This is a genomic window from Bradyrhizobium sp. BR 1433, from assembly GCF_051547665.1.
Lineage (GTDB): Bacteria > Pseudomonadota > Alphaproteobacteria > Rhizobiales > Xanthobacteraceae > Bradyrhizobium > Bradyrhizobium australafricanum.
The window spans coordinates 6675020-6699534 of the sequence record NZ_JBPUGG010000001.1 but is presented as its reverse complement, the minus strand read 5'-3'; the positions used below and the strand labels follow the sequence as shown (position 1 = coordinate 6699534).

21 protein-coding genes are annotated in these 24515 nt (G+C 57.4%); 11 read left to right on the top strand and 10 right to left on the bottom strand.

All coding sequences use genetic code 11. The features are described from left to right. Positions 1-929 precede the first annotated feature (929 nt). From ACSKB9_RS32240 to ACSKB9_RS32195, 10 genes are all read left to right on the top strand, one after another. Positions 930-1322 (top strand): hypothetical protein, encoded by a 393-nt coding sequence (locus ACSKB9_RS32240; protein ID WP_438078185.1) that lies wholly within the window; start codon positions 930-932, stop codon positions 1320-1322. Then, positions 1309-1914 carry an adenylate/guanylate cyclase domain-containing protein gene (locus ACSKB9_RS32235; RefSeq protein ID WP_438078183.1) on the top strand — a complete coding sequence of 202 codons (606 nt, stop codon included), beginning with the start codon at positions 1309-1311 and terminating at the stop codon, positions 1912-1914. Before ACSKB9_RS32240 ends, ACSKB9_RS32235 begins: the two co-directional genes overlap by 14 nt. Continuing rightward, positions 1839-3485, top strand: coding sequence for an ATP-binding protein (locus tag ACSKB9_RS32230; protein WP_438078181.1), 1647 nt, complete (start codon positions 1839-1841; stop codon positions 3483-3485). The genes ACSKB9_RS32235 and ACSKB9_RS32230 overlap by 76 nt, the downstream gene beginning before the upstream one ends. Positions 3486-3651: 166 nt before the next feature. Then, on the top strand, positions 3652-4428 hold the full coding sequence (locus ACSKB9_RS32225; RefSeq protein WP_438078179.1) for a hypothetical protein: 777 nt from the start codon (positions 3652-3654) through the stop codon (positions 4426-4428). A gap of 11 nt (positions 4429-4439) precedes the next feature. Then, the gene (locus ACSKB9_RS32220; protein WP_438078177.1) at positions 4440-4700 is read left to right on the top strand and encodes a hypothetical protein; all 261 of its coding nucleotides are present in this window, start codon (positions 4440-4442) and stop codon (positions 4698-4700) included. Then, entirely contained in the window at positions 4697-5497 is an 801-nt protein-coding gene (locus ACSKB9_RS32215) for an NAD(P)-binding protein (protein ID WP_438078176.1), read from the top strand. Before ACSKB9_RS32220 ends, ACSKB9_RS32215 begins: the two co-directional genes overlap by 4 nt. After that, entirely contained in the window at positions 5466-6911 is a 1446-nt protein-coding gene (locus ACSKB9_RS32210) for a hypothetical protein (protein WP_438078174.1), read from the top strand. The genes ACSKB9_RS32215 and ACSKB9_RS32210 overlap by 32 nt, the downstream gene beginning before the upstream one ends. A gap of 11 nt (positions 6912-6922) precedes the next feature. Further along, entirely contained in the window at positions 6923-7789 is an 867-nt protein-coding gene (locus ACSKB9_RS32205) for an NAD(P)-binding protein (protein WP_438078172.1), read from the top strand. Further along, the gene (locus tag ACSKB9_RS32200; protein ID WP_438078170.1) at positions 7728-8339 is read left to right on the top strand and encodes a hypothetical protein; all 612 of its coding nucleotides are present in this window, start codon (positions 7728-7730) and stop codon (positions 8337-8339) included. The genes ACSKB9_RS32205 and ACSKB9_RS32200 overlap by 62 nt, the downstream gene beginning before the upstream one ends. After that, the gene (locus ACSKB9_RS32195) at positions 8225-10006 is read left to right on the top strand and encodes a hypothetical protein (RefSeq protein ID WP_438078168.1); all 1782 of its coding nucleotides are present in this window, start codon (positions 8225-8227) and stop codon (positions 10004-10006) included. Before ACSKB9_RS32200 ends, ACSKB9_RS32195 begins: the two co-directional genes overlap by 115 nt. A gap of 640 nt (positions 10007-10646) precedes the next feature. Here ACSKB9_RS32195 and ACSKB9_RS32190 read toward each other — a convergent pair. The 3 genes from ACSKB9_RS32190 to ACSKB9_RS32180 form a co-directional block, all read right to left on the bottom strand. Continuing rightward, entirely contained in the window at positions 10647-11261 is a 615-nt protein-coding gene (locus ACSKB9_RS32190; RefSeq protein ID WP_438078166.1) for a hypothetical protein, read from the bottom strand. Positions 11262-11278: 17 nt separating this feature from the next. Beyond that, positions 11279-11875 carry a LabA-like NYN domain-containing protein gene (locus tag ACSKB9_RS32185; RefSeq protein ID WP_438078164.1) on the bottom strand — a complete coding sequence of 199 codons (597 nt, stop codon included), beginning with the start codon at positions 11873-11875 and terminating at the stop codon, positions 11279-11281. Between the two features lie 166 nt (positions 11876-12041). Next, positions 12042-12878 (bottom strand): Crp/Fnr family transcriptional regulator, encoded by an 837-nt coding sequence (locus tag ACSKB9_RS32180; RefSeq protein WP_438078162.1) that lies wholly within the window; start codon positions 12876-12878, stop codon positions 12042-12044. Between the two features lie 664 nt (positions 12879-13542). Here ACSKB9_RS32180 and ACSKB9_RS32175 point away from each other — a divergent pair. Next, positions 13543-14721, top strand: a complete 1179-nt coding sequence (locus ACSKB9_RS32175; RefSeq protein ID WP_438078161.1) for an acyltransferase family protein — start codon at positions 13543-13545, stop codon at positions 14719-14721. On the opposite strand, the gene ACSKB9_RS32170 is transcribed toward ACSKB9_RS32175, so the two are convergent. The 7 genes from ACSKB9_RS32170 to ACSKB9_RS32140 all read right to left on the bottom strand — a co-directional run bounded on the left by ACSKB9_RS32170 (position 14718) and on the right by ACSKB9_RS32140 (position 24503). Next, a complete protein-coding gene (locus ACSKB9_RS32170) occupies positions 14718-15992 on the bottom strand; it encodes an O-antigen ligase family protein (RefSeq protein WP_438078159.1) in 1275 nt (424 codons plus the stop codon). The two genes, ACSKB9_RS32175 and ACSKB9_RS32170, sit on opposite strands and share 4 nt — an antisense overlap. Positions 15993-16167: 175 nt before the next feature. Continuing rightward, the gene (locus ACSKB9_RS32165) at positions 16168-20127 is read right to left on the bottom strand and encodes a glycosyltransferase (protein ID WP_438078157.1); all 3960 of its coding nucleotides are present in this window, start codon (positions 20125-20127) and stop codon (positions 16168-16170) included. A gap of 132 nt (positions 20128-20259) precedes the next feature. After that, positions 20260-21027: an ABC transporter ATP-binding protein gene (locus tag ACSKB9_RS32160; protein WP_438078155.1), complete on the bottom strand. Its 768-nt coding sequence runs from the start codon at positions 21025-21027 to the stop codon at positions 20260-20262. 15 nt (positions 21028-21042) lie between these two features. Further along, complete coding sequence (locus tag ACSKB9_RS32155) at positions 21043-21900, bottom strand: ABC transporter permease (protein ID WP_438078154.1); 858 nt, start codon at positions 21898-21900, stop codon at positions 21043-21045. Between the two features lie 140 nt (positions 21901-22040). After that, positions 22041-22868, bottom strand: coding sequence for a glycosyltransferase family 2 protein (locus tag ACSKB9_RS32150; RefSeq protein WP_438078152.1), 828 nt, complete (start codon positions 22866-22868; stop codon positions 22041-22043). Next, complete coding sequence (locus ACSKB9_RS32145; RefSeq protein WP_438078150.1) at positions 22858-23781, bottom strand: NAD-dependent epimerase/dehydratase family protein; 924 nt, start codon at positions 23779-23781, stop codon at positions 22858-22860. Before ACSKB9_RS32145 ends, ACSKB9_RS32150 begins: the two co-directional genes overlap by 11 nt. Then, on the bottom strand, positions 23778-24503 hold the full coding sequence (locus ACSKB9_RS32140; protein ID WP_438078148.1) for a nucleotidyltransferase family protein: 726 nt from the start codon (positions 24501-24503) through the stop codon (positions 23778-23780). The genes ACSKB9_RS32145 and ACSKB9_RS32140 overlap by 4 nt, the downstream gene beginning before the upstream one ends. Between the last annotated feature and the right edge of the window lie 12 nt (positions 24504-24515).

Sequence of the window (24515 nt, the reverse complement as noted above, 5' to 3'; positions counted from 1 at the left end):
GGCCCACGGAGACTGGCTAGCCGTCCCGACCAGTAAGCCGATTCTGGTCAACCCACAGCACTTGAAAACCACCCAATCCCTGCAGTCGGGCAGCACCCCGCGACGGGCAGAACGGCTAGTTCGTTTTGTTCGCGCTGATACCCCCTTTCAGCGACGAACACGGTAGCCACCGCAACGAAAACGCTAGGCAATGGCGGCATTGGCGGGATTACCCAGTCCATGCCATTGAATTTGCTTGGGATATCCCTCCTGCCCGGATCGCCCGTCATTTCCCGGCCCAGTGTTTTCAATAGGTTGAGCCTCAATTTGGAAGTCGAGCTTGTTCAGAAGGCGCCGCCTCATGAAGACTGGAACGAAAGCAAGGCGTCGAAAGCCAAGAGAGCCAGTGACGGTCTTTTGGCGCGCGTTCGCGCCGCGTCATGCGCACGGGTCGGCCGGCCCGTCATGTGCACGTCGACATGCGTGTGAGTGACAAGGTCATCGCCTGTGGTCGCGTTCTTTCCGGATCACGAACGGACCCGAAGTTTGACGATCATTGTGAACCACCCCACAGCCCGGATGCGGCCGAAGTGATAAAAGGCATTTTCAGACATTGGACAAGACCGCTGACGGTCTCCGGCGGTCCGAGAACCGCAGGTTTGTTGATTTTCTCTCCAAGACAGGGTTCCATTCCGGCTCCATTGAGCCGAGGTCGTGCAATGCCTGCCGGAGCTGTCGCGAGGAGCAAGCCGCCCACACGCCAAAATGGGTGAATGCACGCCTCCGGTCTCAGGAGTGGTCAAACAACCCTCGTGCGGACGCCCGGACCGCGGCAGTGCTGCTTATCGACATTGCCGGCTTCACAGCGAAGACCGACCGCGCTGCCGGCGACGGCGCTGAAAGCCTTACCTACTTCATCAACGATTGCTTTGCGATACTGGCCGACGTGATTGATTCAGAGGGAGGCGACATCGTCGCTTTCGCCGGTGACGCCATTCTCGCGATTTCGGGTCGATCCGGACGCTGCCGTCGCTACCGCGCAGGCCGTGCGCTGCGGCCTTGCGCTGCGACAGGCCATGACCGCCGGGCCGGGCCGAGAAGCGATCAGTGCGCGTACGGCGGTGGAAACCGGCGAAGTGTTCTTCTGCAGGCTCGGCGGCTGGCAGGACAAATGGCGCTATGTTGCAGCCGGAGAACCCTTTTACAGCATCGGCCTCGCCTATCAGAAAGCCGCGATCGGCGACATCGCGTTGTGTGCAAACGCCGCGCGGCTGTTGACGGGCTCGTGCGAACTCGAGCCCATGCCCTATGGAGCACGGCTCCTTCGGAATGAACTCGCCTGATGCCGTCGCACCGATAGACCGCACCATCTTCGGAAGCCACACGGGCAAGGCCGATGCCAGCGACTGGGTCGGCGAGTTTCGCACGCTCACAGTGGCGCGGGTCGGCCTCCCCGATTTCAATTTCGATGATGATTTCTTGACGAGACTGCAGGCCTTCGTCGTTGACGTCCAGCAAATCGCCGAACGGCTCGAGGGAACCGTTCATCAGGTCCTGATGGACGACAAGGGCCTGACTCTCACGCTCGTCTTCGGATTGGCTCCGCTTGCCCACGAAGACGATCCCTTCAGGGCAGTCGAGGCGTGTCTGCGCCTCCGTCGCCAGCTGGAAGCGAAGGCCATTCCGATTTCTGTCGGCCTGGCGACCGGCCGCCTGTTCTGCAGCAATTATGGCGGCCTCCATCAAAGGACATTCGGGATTTTTGGGCAGGCCATCAATGTGGCCGCGCATTTCGCCGAGGCCGCACAGGGCGACATCGTCTGCGACGCCACGACGGCCCAGGCCGTCGGCGCAGGATCGTGTTCGATCTGCTGCCACATCTCCAGGTCAAGGGGACGGGCGCATCGATGTTGGCGTTCAGTCCGGCGGCAGTGACCGACGATTTCCATGCTCCACCCCGGCGCACCATCATCGACCGCGTCAGCGAAACCGCGATGCTCAGGAGCTGTCTCGACGGTCTGAAGACAGGAACCGGTAAGCTCGTCCTCATTGCAGGCGAAGCCGGCATCGGAAAATCGCGCCTACTCGAAGACTTCATCGGATCGGCGCAGGCCGACAATCACGCCGTCCTGGTTGCAAATGCCACGGCGATCGAAAGATCGACGCCCTATTTCGTGTGGCGCGCCGTATTGCGGCAGATCTTGCAGTTTGAAGGACCGGGCGACGGACCGCGGGTTCGACGCGAATTGTCGGAAGCGCTGCTCGAAAACGAGTCGCTGCTGAATTGGCTTCCGCTGCTCGAAGAAGTCATTCCACTGGGATTTTCCGAATTCGCCTTCACCGAACAGATCGTCGGCTCGGCTCGCGCGAGCGCGATCGAAGAACTCGTGATCTTCATCCTTCGCCGATCGAGCGTTCGCATCCTCCTGATGGAGGACGTCCACTGGTTCGACGGCCCCTCGATCGAACTGCTAGGCGCCGTCGCGCGCCGGCTTTCGGACTTCCTGATCGTGGTTACTGAGCGGACCCGGACGACAGCGATCGCAGAGCAGCGTCTTGCCGTCGAACTCGCCTCATCGCTGCAGCTGCGGCTCGACCGGCTGTCGCGCGACGACGTGCGGCTGCTGGTGAAGCGGCGCCTGAGATCGTCCGAGGTTCCGCCGGAACTGGTGCGATATGTCTACGGTCATGCCAGTGGAAATCCGTTCTTCAGCGAGGAACTCGCGCTCGCGCTCAGGGACACCGGAAAGATTCAGGTTACGCGGGGGATATGTTCGTTCGATGAACAGAGCCTCGCCGATTCCAGTATCTCGCTCTCGACCAGCGTTGAACGCGCAATCGTCAGCCGGATCGACCTGCTATCGCTCGACGACCAGCTGGTGCTCAAGGCCGCCAGTGCGGTCGGCGACGCCTTCTCCTCCGAGTTGCTGGATCAAATCGTCCCGGAGTTGTCCGCTGCCACCAAGGCGGAATGCATCCGCCGATTGATCGACTTCAACTTCCTGCAACTCGATCGCGAGACGCGGCCACTTTCCTTTGTGTTCAGGCACTCCATAACGATGGAGGTTGCCTATCATGTCTTGTCTTTTGCGCAGCGAAAAACCCTCCATCGGCGGATTGCCAGTTTCATCGAGCAGCATCACGCCGAGGAGCTGCAACCGAATTATGCGCGCCTGGCAAGGCATCTCAAGCTGGCGGCGAGCCGCTGCGGGCGATCGCTTACCTCGAGCTTGCGGCGCAACAGTCGCGCAACAACTCGGCAAATCGCGAAGCGATCCGTTACGTGGAGAAGCTATTCGATCTCACGCAGCGCGAAGCAATCCAGATCGGACGCAGCCGCAAGGCGGCTTGGGAGGTCATCCTCGGTGACGCTTGTCACGAATTGTCGGACTACGAGAGCTCCGCCAACCACTACCACCGCGCGATGGAGTTGCTTGGTCATCGTCTTCCGGCGAGCAAGACCGAACGAATCAGCGCGCTTGTTCGCAACGCCGCAACCCAGTTGAGGTTACGGTACACTTCGTCGAAACAAGTGGCCCTGGCTGAGCAGGACAGGTCCGACATGCAGCGCGTCGCTCATATGCACGAATTTCTGTCGGAGCAGTATTTCTACCAGAATAACTCGCTGGCCGTGCTCAACGGAACGCTGGCCTCGTTGAACCTGGCCGAAAAATGCGGCGCGATCCCGGAACGATTCGAGGATACAGCGCGCTGGCGCTCGGAATGGGGATGTCCGGCATGGTGGGGATCGGCCGCAGCTACGCGGCGCGCGCGATCCAACTTGCGGAAGGTTACGGCTCGCTGCCCGAGATCGCGCGGGTCCAACTCGTGCTCGGCGTTCTCTCTTATGGCCTCGCCGAATGGGATAATGCCGAGGCGCATGGCGAACATGCAAGACGTTGTTACGAGCGCCTGGGAGACCGAAAGCGTGCGCAGAACAGCGAGACGATGTTGATCTTCATCGCGCTGTTGCGGGGATATATTTCGCTCGCCGACGAGCGGCTTGCCAGGCTGTTCGCGGAACTCTCCGACAATTCCCCGCCGCAGATCCGCGCTTGGAGTCTTTCCTTACGGGCGTTGATCGACATCACCCGGGGCGGGGCCGATGCCGGATGCCTCGACAAACTGAAAGCGCTGGCGGGCCAGCGGTTGATCCGCACCGAACAATTGCTTTGCACGGGCGTGGCCGCGGCCGGCTATCTCGAGCGCGGCGAGGCCGCGGTCGCCCTTGAGCTTGCGGAACGGGGACTTCCGATCCTGCGCGAATGCGGCGTTGTGTGGGGCGGATATGCCTTCGGGCCGGCAGATCGCCGATGTCTTACTGAGCCATTGGGAGCAAGCTTCCGGCGCGGTCTCTTCGAACATTCGAAGGCCAGGCGAAGCTGGCGTGCCGGGAGCTTTCCCGGCTCGCTCGAACATCGCCGATCTGCCGTCTCTACAGTCTGTTAATGAACGGCCGATTGTGCTTCCTGACCGGTCAACCGGCGCGGGCGCTCGAGAATTGGAAGCGCGCCGCCGAAGTGGCCGAGCTGCTGCAAACCCCCCGCGAGCAGGCGCAGGCGATCTATCGAATCGGCCTTGCGACCAGCGCGAGCGATCCTGAGCGTGAGTCTCGCCTGCGGCAGGCGGCCGACATCTTTGAACGCCTCGGCGCCGCCAAGGAGCTCGCCGAACTGAAACGTGTCCATCCATCGCCGTCGTCGCAATGGAGACAGGCTTGAGCCAGCGCCGCATCATCATCGTGGGCGGCGGAATGGCGGGACTTTCCGCCGCCTATCAGCTCAGCCTTACATCGGAATTGCGCAAGCAATATCACGTCACGGTCTATCAGCTGGGATGGCGGCTCGGAGGCAAGTGCGCCAGCGGGCGCGATGCGCAGGGCCGCAACATCGAGCATGGCCTGCATATCTGGTTCGGCCACTACCTGAACGCTTTCCAGATGTTGGCCGAAGTTTACCGAGACTTGCCGCGGAAGGGAGCGAAAGTCGATTTGAACACTTTGATTCTCCCACAGGGTTACACGCCGATCGGCGATCCCGATGGGGTTAAGCCGACCGTGTATGACGTCAACTTCCCGACATCGAAGAAAGTCGGTATACCCGGCAGAGAACCGGCTGACCTCAGCATCGCCAATTGTCTGTCGCACGCGATAGGGCTGTTGATCGACTTCCACGACTATGCGCTCGGGTCAGACTCGCCGATCGTCAAGCTCGACGAAGTTTCGATCGAAACGATAAAAATGCGCGACGACCCGCGGTTTCCCCCCTCAAGACTGCTTGGTGTGGTGACGGCAAGGACCTGTCTGGAGATTGCCTCGGCATGGCTGTTGCATCTCGACGAAGACATGATCTCGTTTGGCCCCGCGGACATGGAATTAGTCCGCCGGGTGCTTCAGGGCGCTGCTGGCGCCAGTTGTCATATGACCTTTGCGAATACCGCCAGCCGGTCACTTGTTCGACCAGGCCTTGCGACTAGCGTGGCCGCTGGTGGACGGCATTTTCGACGACATCGTGATTGAGCAACGATCCATCCAGCAGATGGACGGCGAGGACTTTCGCCGCTGGTTGGTTCGTCATGGCGCCGAGCCCTTACTGGTCAAGCAGTCGCCAATGGTGAGAGCGCTCTACGACACGATGTTTCAGTATCCGGACGGAGACATCGCCAACGCGAGCTACGGCGCAGGAACCGCGGTCCAGGTCCTGCTTCGAGCACTCGGAACCTATCAGGGAGCCGTGGCGTGGGAGCTGCAGGCCGGTGCGGGCGAAGTGATTGTCGCTCCCCTGTTCGAGATACTCAAGCAGCGAGACGTCGAGTTTCGGTTCTTTCACAAACTGACCGATATCAGGGTCTCGTCGGATGGGCGATCTGTCGATTCACTGCACTTTGACGTGCAGGCGATACCGAAGTCCGGCTATGAATGGACCGTGCCGATTGGCGATGGACTGTCCGGCTGGAGCAGCCAACCCGACTGGCTTCACCTCGACGTGCCCCCGAACGGCTGCGTTGATTTTGAATCGTTCTGGTGCAACGAGCGGGTCGGCACCGACGTAAAGACACGCGTCGACGATTTCGACGATGTCGTCCTGGCGATACCGCTCGGCGCTTTCAAGAAGTTCACGGGCAACAAGAGTGTCGAGCGACCGCCCGGACCCGGCCTATCTGGCATTGAAGCAAAGCACGAGCCGTTCGACGACCTTTACAACTACAGCACCGGCTTCTGGAATATGGCGGCAAAGCTTCGCCTGGTGCCCAGCATCGCAGTTCAGCTCTGGAGCACGCGCTCGCTTGCCGACCTCGGCTGGCCCGGACAAAAGCCCGCGCTGGTGTCAGGCCCCAATCCTCTCGACATCTGGGCGGACATGTTCCAGCTCCTGCGGTATGAGCGCCGCGCCCCTCCTCCCTACTCGCTTCACTACCTCTGTGACGTCTTCCCTTCGAAATTGTACGCAGCGCCGCAGACAAGCCGGCATGCCCAGGAGATGGCAAATCTGCTCGCCTATCTCAAGACGCTGGATTGGCTCGAGCACAAGGCTAAATTCATCTGGCCGAAGGTGATGACGAACGGTGCGTTTGACTGGACCGTGCTTTACGACGATCAGGATCGCCACGGCTATCGCCGGATCAGGGCTCAGCACGTCAAAGCCAATATCAGTCCCTGGGACTGCTGTGTCGCGACCGCGGCCGGCACCAGCGCCTGGCGCCTGAAGACCGACGAGTCCGGCTTCAAGCACCTGTACCTCGCCGGAACCTGGATCGACACCGGCTTCAACACCGAATGCGTTGAAACAGCCGTGATCTCGGGAATGCAGGCGGCGCGCGCGATCACCGGCGCAGAGCTCGAAATTCCCGGCGAGCGTTTCCTTCACGCTACCCGACAATTTGTGTCTCTCTGTGATGTTATGCGCAGCTGCGCGCCCGCTCCCGCTGAATGAGGATCGGCCGCATGGCGCTCAGAAAGATTGCAATCCTGGGAGGCGGTGTCGCGGCGCTCAGCGCGGCGTTCGAGCTGACGGAACAGGATCCGCAGCATCAGCTGTTCGACATCACCGTCTACACGATCGGCTGGCGGCTTGGCGGCAAGGGAGCGGTCGGCCGCGACAAGGAAAAAGGATATCGCGCCGAAGAACACGGACTTCATGTCTGGACCGGTTTCTACGATAACGCATTCGAACTGGTCGACCGGCTTTATGCCGCGATGAACGATCTCGATCTCAGCCCGCCGTTCGGATCACGCGAGAACGCCTTCGAGGGCCTCGATCGATCCGTGCTCATGGAGCCGTTCAATTCCGGTTGGACTTCATGGACTATCGACATTCCACCCCATGAAGGAATTCCGGGCACGCCCCGTCCAGCAGTCTCGCTCGTCGATTTTCTGCGCTCACTGCTCGAATGCTCGGTGCAGCAGAGCCAGTCGATCGCTGGTTTCACCGACCAATGGCCGGCGGGGACCCAGCACTCCGCCGTGGCGGCCGGAACAACCGACGGTCCGTTCAGAACGGCGCGGGCGAAGATCGATATCCTGCCCCAGGATCCCAGGGCGGTCAGCCCGAGTGACGCCGCCGAACTACAGACGATACTAAGGCATGCGCGGACTCAGGCTCTGCGACAAGCCGGCGTCAGCTGCGATGTCTCGCGACCCGCGCGAGATCGTGGCGGAGGTCGCTCTGACGATCGCGATCGGCATGTTGAGCGACGGCGTGCTGTGGCAGGGCTTCGACTGCATCGACCATCAGGAGTGGACCGATTGGATGAGGTCGAACGGTTGCTCGGATTCGACGCTGGATTCCGCCATTATCCGTGGCTGCTATGATTATGTGTTCGGGTTCTTCGGTAGCCGCCACACGGATAAATACGGGAATGTCATTCCCTGCAGGAATGTGGCGGCAGGCACCGGCACCCGCATCCTGTTGAAACTGCTCTTCACATATCGCGGGTCGTTCTTCTACCTTCTCAAGGCGACCATGGGCGAGCTGCTGTTCGCTCCGCTCTACCAGGTGCTCACGAAACGCCACGTCAAGTTCGAATTCTTTACCAAGGTCGAGCACATCGGACTGTCTCAAGACAAAGCTTCGATCGAATTCATCGACACCACCGTGCAGGCGACCACCCACTCCGGCAATTCTTACGATCCGCTGATCTGGATCGGCGCAGATGGCACAATCCCGAGCTGGCCTTCCCATCCAGACTACTCTCAGCTGGTCCAAGGACAGGCTCTGCGGGACCAAAGAATAGACCTGGAATCGGCGTGGACGAAGTGGCCCGCGTCGCCCCTCCCCGAAAGCTGCTGCGAGGGAGGGATTTCGACGATGTCGTGCTCGGTATCGGCATCGGCGCATTTTGCACGATATGCAGCGACCTGATCTGCCACACGCCCGGCTGGCGAGAGATGGTCGATGCCATCAAGACGACGGCGACGGTAGCCTTTCAGGCATGGACAAACGTCGGCATGCGAGAGCTCGGTTGCAAGCAGGATCGAACGGCTCTTTCGGGATTCGTATTGCCGCTCGATACCTGGGCCGACCTCAGCCTGATGTTGCCACTGGAAAAATGGCCTCACCCGCCTCCCAAGGGGTTGGCATATTTCGTTGGCTCCCTGGTCGACGATCCCCTGAATCCGCCGCCCCCGTTCTGCAAACACAGTTATCCGGCCAGGATGCTCGCGCGGCAAAGGCGAAGGATGCTGCACTGGGTCGAGAGCAATCTTCACTTCCTATGGCCCGGAATTGAAGGCCCCGGCCATGCCATTCGGTGGGAGCAATTCTTCGACTATCGTGCTTATTCTCCCCCGACTCGAAGGCGGTTCTTCGCGCAATATCCGAGGGTGAACATCAATCCCTCGGACCGATATGTGCTATCGGTTCCCGGCAGCGTGTTCAAACGCATGGAGGCCGGCAAGTCGGGGGTCGACAATCTCTTTCTCGCCGGCGACTGGGTTCGTACCGGTATTAATGCGGGTTGTATTGAAGCATCGGTCATGGCGGGCCGCGCCGCGGCAGCCGCAATTGCAGGAGTAGATATTGCCATGCCAAACGCCAACGACTTCGACGACGTTTCGCTGCCAACCGCCTTGTTGCCGGCATTGGACCTGTTGCGCAAGGTTGCCACTAACGCCGTCGCCGGTACCGGCGAAATCGAGGCGTTTTGCGTCGTCCAACAACGGCCGCGCTGCGAACTCGAGAAGATGCTACCCGATGGGCTGACACTCCTCGAACCTCCAGCGCCCCACAGCACGATCAAGACAGCGCATCACGGCGCGTCGTCCGATGCAGAGGGCAAGACGGAAAAGACACCGGAGATTATTCCCGAGCCACCGCATCATGTCGTCCTGATCTTTGCCCGGCAACGCAACGTGCGTCCAGGACCACTACCCTTCGGCGGCGCGCACTACTTGGAAATCGCCCAGCTGATTCCCGACGTTATCCATAAGAACGCACCTTCATTGCAGAACGTCCTGTTCAGCTACATGCCGCAATTGTTCGTGAGCTCGCTGGCAGCCACGTTGATCGGCCAGAATTTTTACGGCTTCAACAAACAGGTCGCACGAATCCAGGATGATAATGACTCCTTCTCCATGCGAAGCTCATCCGGCACCATAAGAACCTGGTTCGAGCGCGACGGCGTGCCCGGTGGCATCGACAGCTATCTCGTCATCAAGCAACTCCGCGACAAACTGGATCAGCCTCTGGTCGGCGTCCAGCCGGATGGCAATTTCATCTACTCGATGCTGAAATACGGTCTTGGCGGTGCGGTCGTTCAACCCATCAAGGGCAAGGTCGCGCTATCCTCGCCTTTCGCCCATAAGGCAGAGGAGATCGAACTCGCACCGATCTCAAAGCCGCCGCAAAAGGACGACTCCTGGGATTCCGGTTCATCGCGCCTTGGACGCTCAGCCTGCCCTTCAACTTTCCGGCGGGGCAGCCGAGTTCGAGCGCAAGAAATCTGGCGAGGGCCACCGGCGAGTACAGCACGGCATTGCTGGGCCGTATCTTGGTACGACGCTGACGGCCGGGAAGCTTGGCGCCACTAATTCGCTCAATGGTCGCCAAGGCACCGCACTCGTACGAAGGTCTTAGAATGACGACCGCCATCAAAACGGCGAGAGTCGAGCGTGAGGATGCAGCGCCCCGACCCGACAGCTGAACGCCAGGCAGTCTTTCACTCGTTACTCGTGCCTTGGCCGCAGAGCGCGCCGGCCCCCGAGCTGGCGGACCGCGTGGAAAGCACCATCCCTTTGGAGGCTGGAGGATAAGGCGGTGGACCGCGACGGTATGACGAATGCCGCATGGTAGCGGGGGTCCGCTACATCGCGAAACCCACTATTTCGGAGGTCCTGTTTTCCTACGAGAGAGCAGCCTAACTCGGAACGCCGCGGCTCCACAGTCCGCAAAAGGCCGCCGTTCGTGCCCGATCTTCGCCGGGCGCTAACGATGCTCGAAAAGAAATGAACCGGAAGGTTCATGGGGGCACCGCGAAACTCTTGTGATCGCTAATCGCGCCATAGGTCGGCACCAATACGCATGTCGCATGGCAAAGCCAACGTGGCTTGTATTAATGACGTTTCCAGTTTTGCGGCAAACCGAGATCGATGAGTCTACGGGATGCACCACCGCTCGACATAAAGTCGAGCTCGCCACGCCGGCACCAATTCCAATCAAGTGCTCCATTCGTTAATCCGCGCCGTGAAAGAAAACGCGAGTGCCTGGAGGCCACGTCCGTTGGCTTCCGATCGGACTTGCTCCAATTTCCCAACCCGCGCCTCCCCATAGGACGTCAACCACACCAAGGTCGCCCTTAGCATCACGAACGAAAAATATGTTGGGCGCTGAATTAGTCTGCAGCGCCCCGCTTTCTCCATTGGCCTGCAGCTCTAACAAGCGCCAGACATCCGCCAGTTTGGTCCCATCGGGAATGCCCAGTTCTCCAACGATCGCGTTGTTATTTGAGGGATTCTTCAAGATGTGGATTTGCAGACATCTATTGACCGCAGTTTCGAACTTGACTGCAAACCTGCGCATAAACATTGCGCCAAGCCACGAGATCCTGACGCGGGCCGTCGGTGTGATGTCTTCCTTAAAGTGTTCCCGCGCGACGAACGTTTCAGCCTCTAACGCCTCGCCAGCCTTCACCTTCAGCGAGCATTGGGTTCTGACATGTGGCGCAACGGGATCATTTTCAGTCCTACTCTCATCCGCAGTCGTGCTGAACCAAAATAGTACCAGAACAGAGACGAGATACGGAATAAGCACCAAGCGGCGCGCGGTTAAATCGCCGGCAACCTGCACGAAATTACTTCCATTGATTAGTCTGCGATTGATTCTGAGCCGGCTGGCTCGCGATGCTTGCCAGCACTCAGCGTGGGACTTAGCCGTTCGGACGGATCGCGACCTACCCTCAGCTTCAACTCTGCTAGGTCAATAAATTCATCCGCCTGCCGCCGAAGTTCGTCGGCGATCATCACCGGCCGACTCGCGATGGTGGAAACCACGGTGACGCGGACGCCGCGACGCTGCACCGCTCTGACCAGGTGACGGAAGCCGCCGTCGCCGGAGAACAGCACGATCTGATCAACGTGCTCGGCGAGCTCCATGGCATGGACCACGAGCTCAATGTCAATGTACCCCTGCGCCTTGCGGCGACCGCAGGCATCTACGGAATCCTTGGTCGGTTTTGTTATAACCTCATAGCCATTATAGTCGAGCCAATTGAGGAGCGGCCGGGCCGCCAAATCTTGCTGATCCTCGATCATCGGCGTGTAATATAACGCCCGCTGCAGTGTTCCGCGACTTTGAAATTCCCCAAGCAGGCGCTTGTAGTCGATCTCGAAGCCGAGTGTCTTGGCAGTTGCGTGGAGGGTAGGGCCATCGATAAAGAGCGCAATCTTGTCGAAGGGAGACATATTTTAATTCACGCTCTTCATCTGTCGTCTCCGATTCTGTGGCAGTCTGCTATGATCGGCGCGTCTATACTTCGATCGCTTTGGCTACACCTCAACGAACATGGTACGCAACGAACGAAAACACTCATTTTTTGCCCGAGTGTGTCATCTCGGCTTGCGACCTTTGCTAACTCATCGGATCGTTTGCTGAGAGTACTGACTGAGGCAAGTCATAAGCGCTCGAGATAAGCTTGTAGCAACAGCACGCCTTCTGCTCGAGGAGCTTGCGTTCATCGATCTGCAAGGCGCCCCGCGTCTTGCTGATGAGCCCTTGTTCTTCGAAGCGGATTAGGGTCTCGGTCACTCCGGCTCGACGCAATCCCAAGACGGACGAGAGATAGTCATGGGTAACTGCCAACACACGAGCGTCAACAGCGTCACTCGCAAGACATAGCCAGCTCGCGAGCCGCTGTTCACGATCGTGCCGAACACCACACAATCCTGTCTGAACGCACTGGAATGTCAGCGCTTGAACGTACTCATAGAGACGCTCTCGGACTTCAGGACGCTCCTTCATCACCCGATCCAAATCTTCAACACGAATCCTGTGCGCGCTTCCGGGAAAGAGAGCGACAGATTGATGTGTTGAAATATGTCCTCCCCACAAAAACGAAGCGCCGACCACGCCTCGATTCCCTATTACCGCTGTTTCGAGCATGCTTCCGGCCGCGACAATCCTTAGTGAGACGAGGCCCGCTTCAATGAAATAGACGTGCTCGACGTGCCGCTTCGGTTCATGCAGAACCAGACGTTCTTCTAGAACGACCGGTTCAAGGCATTTCCCTATTGCCGCGAGGTCTTCCAGAGAAAGGCGCGCCAGAATTGCATTTCTGATAAAAGGCCGCTTCTTCGGCTGTGCCGTAAACGGCCGTTGAAACATCTGCCGCGTGCCGGACGCGCGCTTGAGCGCTGCGCCTCTGGAGCAGTCAGGAGCCCCGGGGGCAGCGCTCTCGCGGTCAGTCATTGACTTCTCTCCTGGCATGCGGTTTGAGCCCCGCCCGCTCACCGTAAGGAAGAATTGATTACGACTGCTTCAATTGAACGGATGTATGCGTGGCATCGGCACTCGCTGGAGCATCAGCGTCACATCGTCGCCCCTGCTTTGTGGTAGGGGCACGCAATCCGAGCCGAACCTCAACGTATCTCACGAGCGCGCGCTGCCCGGCTCAGCATCAAGGAGTTCGACTGGGAAGTGGCCAAGTATTCTCTGCTTACAACGCTCCAGATCAGCCTTGCTCATCTGTCATTCGTTGCTTCGTGGAGAATGCGTTCATGTAGGACCTCTTCGCTGAAGAATGCTCCGACGAAGATTGTACGTAAGGTACGGATGATCTCGTCCCTCAACGGAGTGTGTCGTATTGGCTTCAGATTTGATCGTTTCGTACAAAACGTCATGCGCGCGGCATCGTCACGGTGAGGTGGAGCCTCTGCCAGCACAGCGAAAGAGATTTCAATTACTTAGTCTATCGCGGGACGGAGTCTCATCCGAAGGTAGACGATAAAGGCAGCCCTTACCCCATCGACCATTGCTTCGAAGCGGTGACGTTCGAAATTACCCGCAATGGTTGATCGTCTGGTGGTTGTGATGCTATATGCACGCACGCCGGAATGTTGGGGTATTATTTCAGATGAATTGGATCGACGGGCGCGCAGAGTCGCTGCGGGCGCTGACAAGCTTGCGCTTTTTCGCAGCGGTCATGATTGTGCTGTACCACGCTAAAAGCTATTTTCGTTGGCCTTGGCTCTCCGAAGTGCCGGAAGCCGCCGTGTTCGGCGTGTCATTTTTCTTTGTGCTGTCGGGCTTCATTCTGACGCACGTTTATAGTTCGAAGCCCTTGCCGGGATATTGGCGATTTATCGGACTGCGGATCGGCCGCCTTTGGCCCGTACATATCTTTGCGGTTGCAGTCGTCGGCGCGGCCTTGTTGTTCCCGGATGGTCGCCTGATTAGGCACGATTATCTCTGCTTCGATCGGAACGATATCCTATTCAACCGCTGGGTTGAATTCGGCCTAGTGGTGGCCTTAATGCAATCTCTGTCGCCGTATATGGCGCATATCTACGCTTGGAACTCAGTCTCTTGGTCAATCTCAACCGAGTTCTTCTTCTACTTGGCGTTCCCCTGGCTCATCGTCGACATTTCGCGCTCATGGCACTGGAAGCTTTTTGCATCAGCCGCTCTTGCAATCTTACTGACTGCGGTACTTCAATTCTTTGGAATTCCAGATGCGACGAGCGATCCATTCAGGGCGTCGGTCCAGGAAACTATTAATACCAATCCACTAGGTCGGCTCTTTGAGTTCTGCCTTGGCATGTCGGGGTGGGTTCTGTGGAAGCGCTATCTGCAGCCACTCAGCGCAACTGTTACCGCGTGGACGATCGCCGAACTTATGGCCCTTGCATTCGCCATGTTCTGGTGCCTCGACGCCTATTGGAATGTCAGAGTGTCCCTCCCGGCAATCTTTGGGCCTTGGTTCGCCATCTCCGGACCGTCCTGGTCCTTTCTAATCGTGGTGACCGTATTTGCAGGTGGGAAAGGACTGATAGGTAGAATACTGAATGCGCCGCCGTTGGTTTTGCTAGGTCAGATGAGCTTCTCGGTCTACATGCTGCATCAAATCCTAATGAAGATCTATTTCACACATAATCTTGTTGATCAGCCATCGATCGTGTTCTTTGCACCACTGCTGGCGTTCTCGGCACTTTCCTTCTTTCTGATAGAGACCCCCGCACGAAACTTCTTCGCGCGGATTGTCCATGGCAGGGCGACAGTGATCGTCAGGCACTCAAGTTATTCAAGCACCTAGTTCAGCCTCTTCGCGGAGGAAGTCGGGAGCCGCTGTCTTTCTCGTAAGGTCATACCACCGGCAATTCCTACGCCCAGGACATACATCCACCCCTCGTGAAAGTCGAACAGGTGTGAGTTGAAGAGCGAGCTGGTGATGTTCTGGATAACTACAAGGAGTCCGATCCAGCTCGCTAATCCGTCGCTGCGAAACAGCAACAGATGAGAGGCCCACATCGCATAGAGCGCAACGATACCGACGATGCCCCATTGAATTGCAACGTTGAGCGTTTGATTGTGCGGGTTCCTCGTTACTTCCGCAGCGAGCCCTGTCTTCCCGACGGCCTCTCGCTCGAACAACGTCTGCGTTGAGCCGGTCCCATTTCCAAAGATCGGAGCGTCCGCAAAGAATTTGAGCGATTTTTGCCAGTACTCCAGGCGCATCCCAGTCGATTTCGGAACGTTATTCTTGGAGTATTCATATTCAGTCCGTATATCCGCGACGCGCTTACGCAGATAGTCGGAGGTGAACCAGGCGGTAGCTGCAAGTACGCTAACAGCCACAAGAAACAGCACTGACTGACGACGGTCAAGATACCTTACCGCGAAGGCGATGAGCAGCACCGGAACGTAGATGAGTGCTGCGCGCGCCGACACAACAAATGCCAAGTTGGCGATAAAGCCAAACATCAGAGCGGCGCATGCCGCTGTAGCGCAATAGCGACACTCTTTATAAAGGCCAACCGTCCAGGGCGCGAGCGCTACCATGCACAACGCAAACTCCTGACTTTGGTCGATGTAGTTCTTTACCGGGACTCCGGCACTTTGAGTGACCGTCAGTTTCAAGTCGGGCTCAACTAGAACAATCCATGAAAGCGCCATCAGCAACGTACAAGATGAAACAAAGCCGATGAAGATCCAGCTGCCGCGCTCCGAGCGCTGAAAATGGTAAACTAACGATGGTATTACGAGCAGCTTTATGAGCGGCTTAACGCCCAAGAGCTTTGCTTGCCACGGAGCATCAGCCCACAGTGTCCCAACGACCGCAAGCACAAACATCATGAGGGGCAATAGGCAGTAAGGTTGAGTGACTACTCGGAGGAACGGACGAGCGTCGGCTGTTGAGATCAGCGGAATTAGCGAAAGTAACCACAACAGCAGCAGGATTGTGAAGCCGGATGTCGACCACGGCAACATCACAACAGCTAGAACAGCGAGGACATCAGCGCATAAAAATCGAGCGTCTCGTCCGAGGGAGAAGCCAAATCGTTTGGACAACGTGAGTTCGATCATGTTCGAAAACTGTAGCCGGTATGATTGAAGGAAATGACCCCGCGCCAATCCCCTAGAAAATCCACTGATTGGTATGACCATCCGCTCGATCAATAGCCGTCCGCACGTGAGTACTCGCTCAAACCGGCATCAGCTCCGGCGGATTATCGAGCTCCCTGCAAAATGCAGACGTTCTCTAATTCGAATCATTCAAGGCGTCACAGCTGGACCTGATCGACGCGCAGTGTTCGGGACGCTCTCCATTTTGGATCAACGCCCTTAATGCTTGCTCGTATCGAGAGAGCATGGTGCTTGCGTCTAGGTTCCGCTCGGCGCTGCGACGGGCGGCCTCTTTCATCCGTTTCAGCAGCTCCCGATCGCGAACAAGCGTTTCAAGCCTATCGACAAACTCATCAATCATGCGCGGCTGACAAAGAAATCCGTTTGCACCGTCGCGAATGAGTTCGGGCAAGCCGCCAACGGCTGACGCAATAACGGGAACGCCCATCGCGAGCGCCTCTAAGACCACCACCGGCCTGCCGTCTAATCTCGATGGCAGGACCAGCGCATCATACGATGATATCCAGGGGCGAACGTCCCCGACCTCGCCGATGAGGTGAAAGCGGTTGCCGACGTTTGTTGCCGCCACTGCCGTCTTAATCTTGGAGTGGAGCGCGCCGGCTCCCGTCATCACAAAGTGAATTGGCAAGTGCGATGACCTTCGAGCGATTTCGACGAAAGCGAGAGGATCTTTCTCGTCAGACCATCGCCCTGAAAAGCCGACAATGAGTTCTTCCGGCATCGCGCCCACTGAATGGACTACGGCAGCGTCGCGTGGGCGTGGCAGATATTCCTGCAAATCAATTCCGCTGGGGATCTGCAGCACCCGAGCTCGGGCCTCCCCTGCGTCCAACAGAAACTGCAAGACCTCCCTGTTCTCTACAAAGTCGATATCGATCAGGTGGGCGTATTTCCTGTTGTTCTTTGTGTGGCCACTGGTATTGAACAACAAATCCGCCACCCTGATCTTCGGAAATTTGGCGCGAATTACGGGCAACAAGTGGTACATAAAAGCGCTTCCAGCGATCCAGAGCGCGTTTATCTCGCGTGAGGCGATCAGATAGGATACGAACTCTGACCACCGATCTGGAGCGACGAAACGAGGCAAATGAAAGATTTCGGCGGTCGCTCGTTCAAACCAGCTCGTGGAGTCGCCATGTTCGTGCCCGGGATCGATAGAGGTCACGACCGTTATTCGCCACCCTTGCTTTGCGAGATGAGCGACAATCCCGCTCAGCAGGCGTTCCGCTCCCCCTATGAGCGTAAACGGAAGCGCGAGCAGGATCGCAGGTCCTCCGCTATTGGAAGAGCGCACTGAAGCCTGGACCAAAGGATTGTCAGAACGCCTATCGGCTGCCGCGACGAGGCGCGAGTTACGAAGCGAGGCGGGAGTGACGAGGTCACCGAGAGCCTGCCGGATCAGCATACGATGAACAGCCATGCCATGCAGGTCGGACTGGGTGCTCAGGCTCGGCCCGTGCCGCCGGTATAGGAAGAGGTGGTCACCGGACATGTTATGGATTCGAGCGCCCATTGCTGCGAGTTGAGCCCAAAACAGCCAGTCCTCATACACATGTCCAGTTGTTGCGCGATCAGTATCGCGGTAGCCGCCGGCCTTTTCCCATAAGCTTCGACGAAACACTGCGCATGTCAGAACGTGATTGCCCTCGAGCATATCGGAGAGTACAGGCTCGCCGAGGATACCGACCCGTTCATCAGAGCTTCCAAATTGCTGCATTGCGCAGGAAACCACATCGTACCCGTAGGTCTCCAATAGGTACGTAGCTTTTTCGATGTATGTTGGCTTCAGCAAATCATCGGCATCGAGACAGCAGACGTATTTTCCGCGGGCCTGGCGAATACCAAAATTTCGATTTGCGCCAACCTGATGTGCCTCAGTCTGGACAACTACTTTTGTCCTCGGTCGCTTCAAGGACAGCGTTCGCTCTCGCGATGCCGGATCGGTCGAGCCTCCCTCGACGACAATCACCTCTATGTCCTTGAAGGTTTGGCTAAGGACTGAATCAACCGCCTCCTCAACAAAATGACCGTAGTTGAACGATACAACGACTACCGAGACGAGCGGCCGATTGCTTGGCCATTCGTTGGCCTCATCAACATCTGCTGCTACATATCCATCAAGGCCGGTTCGGTCGTCGAAGACGAGCTTCGGGAGTTGCGCTTGGCTCGCGGCCAATTCCTCCTCGCGACGTTTTCGTCGAGCGGCAAACGCATAGGACAAGTTTTTCCGAAGCTCGAAAGTTGTCGACCACTTTATGAGCTTTAGCGTCCGGCGCGTCAGACGAGCCAGCTGCGGCACTCTATGTCCCGCTCGCCGGATGAGCGCGGTTGCCTTCCAGATCGTGCTGCGAAGAATTAGGTCAATTTCGGTACTCAACGCCGACACTTGATCGGTCAAGGCCCGGACACGTTCTTTTAGATCTGCCACTTCTCGCTCTTTTGAGTTCTTGTCAGCCTGAGCAACTCGATTGAGTTCGGCATAACTTTCCTTCAGAAGCCTGACGTGGGTCCCGAGGCGTGCTCGGTCCGTTGCGATCTCGGCCTTTTCCTCGTTAGCGCGTGCCAGTCGACCCGAAAGCGAATTAATGTGCAGAGCTAGTTCTTGTACTTTTTGCTTTGTATCTAGCTCCAGCGAGCAATAATCGGCCGCTGCTTGATCGAGTTCACCGGAAAGAGAGGTTATGCGAGCTTCACATTCCATGACCCTATTTCGGCTTTCGCGCTCCAGCGTTTCATGATCTGCGGTAGCCTGCCTGAGCTGCTCGGAGAGCCGATCTATGGTCGCTTCCAATGCCTTAGAGCGATCTGTGCTCTCGCGTACCAACCTCGCGTAGTTCGTGGCTTCCTCGTTGAGCTGATCGGAGAGCCGTCCGACCTGTGCCTGCATGGCGCTGGAGTGGGCGTTGCTCTCGTGCGCAAGCGTCGCGTAGCGTGCTGCTTCTCGATTGAGCTGCTCAGAGAGCTGCTCTATTTGTGCTTCCAAGGCGTCGGCATTTGCCTTGCTCTCTCGGGCCAGCACTGCGTAGTTTGCGGCCTCTTCTTTGAGGTGATCAGAAAGTTTCTCTATCTGCGTTTCTGATGCCTCAGACTGAGCCCTACTTTCCCGCGCTAACGTCGAGTAGCTTGCTGTAATCGCAGCGTGTTCGTTCAGTGCCGCGCTCAATCTCCGCAGATCACCGACCCAAAGTTGTTCAATTCGATGCAACAGGGGCGCCTCTTGAGGCGACTGAGATAACTCGGACAGGCCAGCGACCAAATCGGGCGCGCTCTGTGCTGCGTGTATGAGCATCAGCTTTTGGCGGGCAGTGCGCAGCTTCCGATCCGATACACGGCCGCCGTTGCGGGTTATGAGGGCAAACAAGTCCCTAAGATCATGAGCGCGTGCGGCGTCCTTAAATACGATTCCGATAAAGTTTGATGCGAAATCTCGGATAACAACTTCGCCACCAACCAGATGGTATCCCAGCTTCTCTACCAGGAGGCGCATCGAGTTCCCCGACGGGTAGAAGACATGCTCCAAGGAGCTCTCAAACCACACGCGGTTTTGGTGCGCTTCAGAAATATAAGGCACTTCAAACAACAGAAAGCCGTCAGGCTTAAGCACTCTTAGTGCGGCTTCGATCCCACGACGAAAGTCTGGAAGATGTTCGAAGACGGCGATTGCCGTAACGCAATCGAACTGATGTGCGTAATTCTCCAAGATGCCGCGATCGAGCAAATCGCGACCAAGGATCTTAATGTTGGCTTGCGCCGCCTGCGCTATCATTCGTTCATTGACCTCTATGCCATAAAGGTCAAAGCTGCTCGGGAGCCGTTTGAGAAGACTGCCGTCGGCGCAGCCTATATCGAGAATCTTCCCGCCGTCCTTGAGACAACAGACCAGCGCAGCTGCCCACGACAAGCCGTGTTCGGCCATCAACTGATAATCATCGTAGCCAACAGCGCCATCGGCTTGCTCGGCGCCGTAATATGCATCATCGTAAAATGACCCGAGGTCATCTGGTATTGCCTCTATGACGCCGAGACCACACTCTTCGCATCGAAGGACTGCAACATTGTCCTTGCGCCGCGCCATCAACGTGCATCTTTGCCCCTGGCAAGCATTACATCTGAAACTCGATGCGGCGCGAATATTCATGGGATCAACGCGCCTCCTTGTCGAACGCTGTTGCCTCGCGGTTTGCACTCATGGATGACCACGCCACCGTCAGCGAGACGTCACTTCATCGCGATAGGCATTCAATACCTCATCGATAGCACCGACGGCTTTCACCTGTCCGCTATCGAGCCAGATCGCCTTGCTGCACCACGTCCTACAAATCTGTTCGTTGTGCGAGGCTAGGACGAGGACACTCGCATTCTCTACGAAAGCTTCGAGGCGGCGTTCCGCTTTGGTCAAAAATGCGGCGTCACCCGCAAGAATCCATTCGTCCATTAGAAGAATTTCTGGCGCGAAGCACGTCGCTGCTGCGAATGTGAGCCGCATCAGCATACCGGATGAATAGGTGCGCGCCGGAAGCTCAAGATAATCCGCGAGTTCAGTGAAGTCTGCAATCTCCGGTATGAGACGTTCAATCTCGTCAGGACGGAGCCCCAGTAGAAGTCCGCGAAGCCTGATATTCTCAAGCCCGCTCAACTCCGGATCGATGCCGAGTCCAATGTCGAACATCGGCGATATTCGTCCCGAAGCGCGCACCACGCCTGAGACCGGCTCATAAATGCCAGCCATAACGCGCAGCAAGGTCGTCTTTCCAGCGCCATTTGCCCCCACTATCGCGACGCGATCGCCAACCGAGAACCGTAATGACACATTTCGCAAGGCCTCCACGACAAGCCTGTCATTCGCGTCGCTCGCTATTCGGCCTCTCGATCCCCGATACAGTAGACCTTTCTTAAGCGACCGAGATCCCATGCTGTAGATCGGAAATGAGACACTTACGTTGTCCATCACCAGTCGTTCGATTGTTGCGTGCATCAGATCTCGCCTTTCTTAGACCCAATACGAAATGCGTTCGCGGTATCTGGCGAAGAACAGTCCGACCGCAACAAAGTTGACCAGGGTTATGGTGGCGACCACGGCGTAAGTCGCGACTGACGGAACCTCGCCCAAGAGAGGCTCTCTAACGACCTGGAGCAGGTGATAAAACGGATTCCATTCGGCAATAAAGATGCGTTCCTTGAGCACGTCGGGCTTCCACATGATTGGCGTGATGAAGAAAAGGATTTGCACCAATGAACCGATCACTTGGGGAATGTCCCGGAAGCGCGCCGAGATCATCCCGATAAGCAGCGTTGACAATGCTCCATTGAGCGTGAGGAGTAAGAGGCCCGGGAGGGCCAGCAATGCGGGAAGGCCCGGCCAGCTCTGGAAATACGCAACGACGCCTAGATAAATTACAAAGTTGTGCGCGAAGATGATGAGCTTGCTCCAGGTTGCGCGACAGACATACAGAACGTAGGGCAACCTTATCTGCTTAATGTAGGACTCGGAGGCGACGAACAACGAGCCTGCCTCGATCAAGAAGCTGGAGAAATAGCCCCAGACGACGAAGCCGACGCACAGATATGGCAGAAAATCATCTACCGGGATTTGGAAGAGCTGCGCGTAGAGAAGTCCCAGAGAGACAATCATAATGGCCATACTTACCGTGAGCCACAGAGGCCCCAGAACTGAGCGACGGTACCTCTGCAGGATGTCGTTCCAGCCAAGTCTGAGCCAAAGCCGTCGCTGCTGGATCGCCGACACCACGTCAGCGATAGCGATCGAGGCACGCGGCTTCCGTTCGTGAGCGGAGTTGCCACCTGAAGGCGCCTGTGGGCTGCTCTTCTTAATCCTGTTATCTCTCATGCAGAGCATGTCCCTATCAGAGCTCATTCCGTGTCCGGCGTAGCTGCGCGTCGCACGCGCCAAACAACGTTTCGCGAGCGCGCCAATTACGGTTGACGAACAACTCAGCCCTCCAGACTCCGGCTCGGGCTCGCATCTAGTCATTTTCTTGTCGTAGCCAAAGTCACAACGCTTCGTGCTTTCACGATGGAAATGCGCCTCAGGTACTTCAGTAAAGTCCAGGCAACGAGAGGGGCGTACTCCCACGCACTAATCAGCCCATTTCTCAAAAGTGAGAAGTGAGTGCGCATCTCGCCGAGCTGCATGGCATTCAATCGGCCGCTTAATCCACTTGCCCCGAACGCCGGTTTATCTGACCGCGCGAGCGTCTGATCCATTCTGATGAATTCAACGCCTGAGAGCACGTGTGCGGCAACGAACCAGTAGTCTTCGCAGGCATACGTTCTTGGAAAACGATGCTGAACAGCATCTCGTCGGATCACGACCGTTGAGATCGACGCTACGTTGGACGTCAGAATTGCCCGTCTAGTGATACGTCTTGCGTGCGCCCATCCGTTGAAGGTCGGCCACGCAGCGCCGGCGAAACTTTTACGATGTGAGCTGCCCGCCGGCGCGTCCGAAGCCAGCATGAGTCCCATCTGCAACCTCAACTTGTGCGGATGCCACTCATCATCCGCATCGAGGAAGGCCAGAAATGGCTCTGAACTTGCCGAAATACCCGCATTCCGAGCGCCACCAGGGCCCACGTTTCGAGGCAGCTTGATTAGCTTGATGGGTTGAAAGGGACACTGAGCGCAAATGGTATCAGGGTATTCATCGTCACCGGTCGCATCGTCCACCACAACTACTTCGCGTGGTTGAAGGGTCTGGCTAGCTACGGAATGCAGCGCTCGCCGCAGCGCATCGCCATCGCGGTAGGTCGGAATGATGACGCTGATGGGTGCCGTTTTCAAAGCGCTATCCGCCATTTTCGACCATCGCGACGGAAAGCATTTCACGTAAGATCGCATCGACATCGGGGGGAGGGATTACGACACCGAGTTGTCTAAGTCGGGCCGTATCGCCGATGATTGTCTCGATATCGCTAGTCCCACGTCGCGTCGGCTCGATTTCGTGGGCTATCGGTGCGCCCGCGACGCTTATCAAGCGGTCAACGACATGCTGAACGGTTCTGCCACTCCCCGAGCAGACATTCACAATCTGACCTGCCGCGCCGGGAGTGTCAGCCAAATCAACGAGCGCGCGCGCGACGTCGACGACGTTCACAAAGTCACGTACGGCATTTAGCGAACCGGTCTTCAGCGTCCGTCGATGGGGGGAGCTTGCGGATAGCTGGCTGACGAAGCTTCCGAGCGCCGTTGTGCGTGGCGCACCAGGCCCTATTGGATTGAAGAGCCTGGCCACGACGACGGGCAATCCGCGGGCGTGCGCGAAAAGACCGTGGTACGTTTGACACAGTTTTGAAGCGCCATAGAGGCTCAATGGTGTACAGGGATCAGTTTCCCGTACGATGCAGTCCCTATGTACCGAGCGACCGTATTCCGCCGCGCTTCCGGCCAAAACGACCGTGGGTAGTCGCTGCGCACTACTCAGCGCGGCCTCAAGAAGATGAATCGCGAAGAACACGTTAGCTTGATAGAGATCCTCCAGCGAGCCGGCGCGCGCGGTGCCAGCCAGATGAAAAATAGTTGAAGGCTGCACTTTATTCACAAGCGCGCGCAGCTCGCATGGAGTGGGCCTTTCGGAAACGAGAACCGAACGTGGGTCTGCGGAGGCGTGCGATCTGCATAGGCCAATGACTTCTATGCCCCGATTTATCAGCTCCCGCCGAACATAACGCCCAAGGAAGCCGTTCGCCCCGGTGACCAGTGCGACTGTCATTGCTCAGCCTGCAAGAACAATTCTCGCTTCTGCTCAAAGAGTTCCTGTGCTGTTGCGTAGTCCTCCGGACGCCCAATATCGAGCCATAGGCAATCCTGCGTTCGGCATACCACCGCTTTTCCAGCATCAACGAGAATTTGCAAAAGTTGCGGCATATCGAGGAACTTGCCTGGCGCGAGATGGGGCGCAACCGACGCGCGATTGAGTACATACAGTCCCATGCTGACCAAATGTGAGTAGGTCGGCTTTTCGCGGTAGCCTGTAAGGCGCATGCTCGCGTCAACCTCCACCAATCCGAAATCAATCTTTTGGCTCCGCTCAAATACGGCTATCGAGGCCGCTGTTGGCTGCTTGCGATGCTCAGCGACCATTTTCGCTATGTTGTAGTTCGTGAGCAGATCGCCGTTCGCAACGATAAAGTCATCGCTGAGCATCTCGAGCGCATAGGCCAATGATCCGGCGGTCCCAAGCGGCTCGTCTTCCAGCACATAGGCGATCTTCAGGCCAAACTTGGAGCCGTCCTCGCAAAACGCACGGATCAGATGATGCAAGTGATTGACGGAAAGGATGACCTCGCGAACGCCAGCACTCTTCAATTGGCGCAGCAGTAGTTCGAGCACCGGCAGATCGCCGAGCGGGACGAGCGGCTTCGGAAAGGATGCAGTGAACGGCCTCAGGCGCGTACCTTTGCCGCCTGCCATAATGAGGGCTTTGGGGGTCATTACGAATCTTTG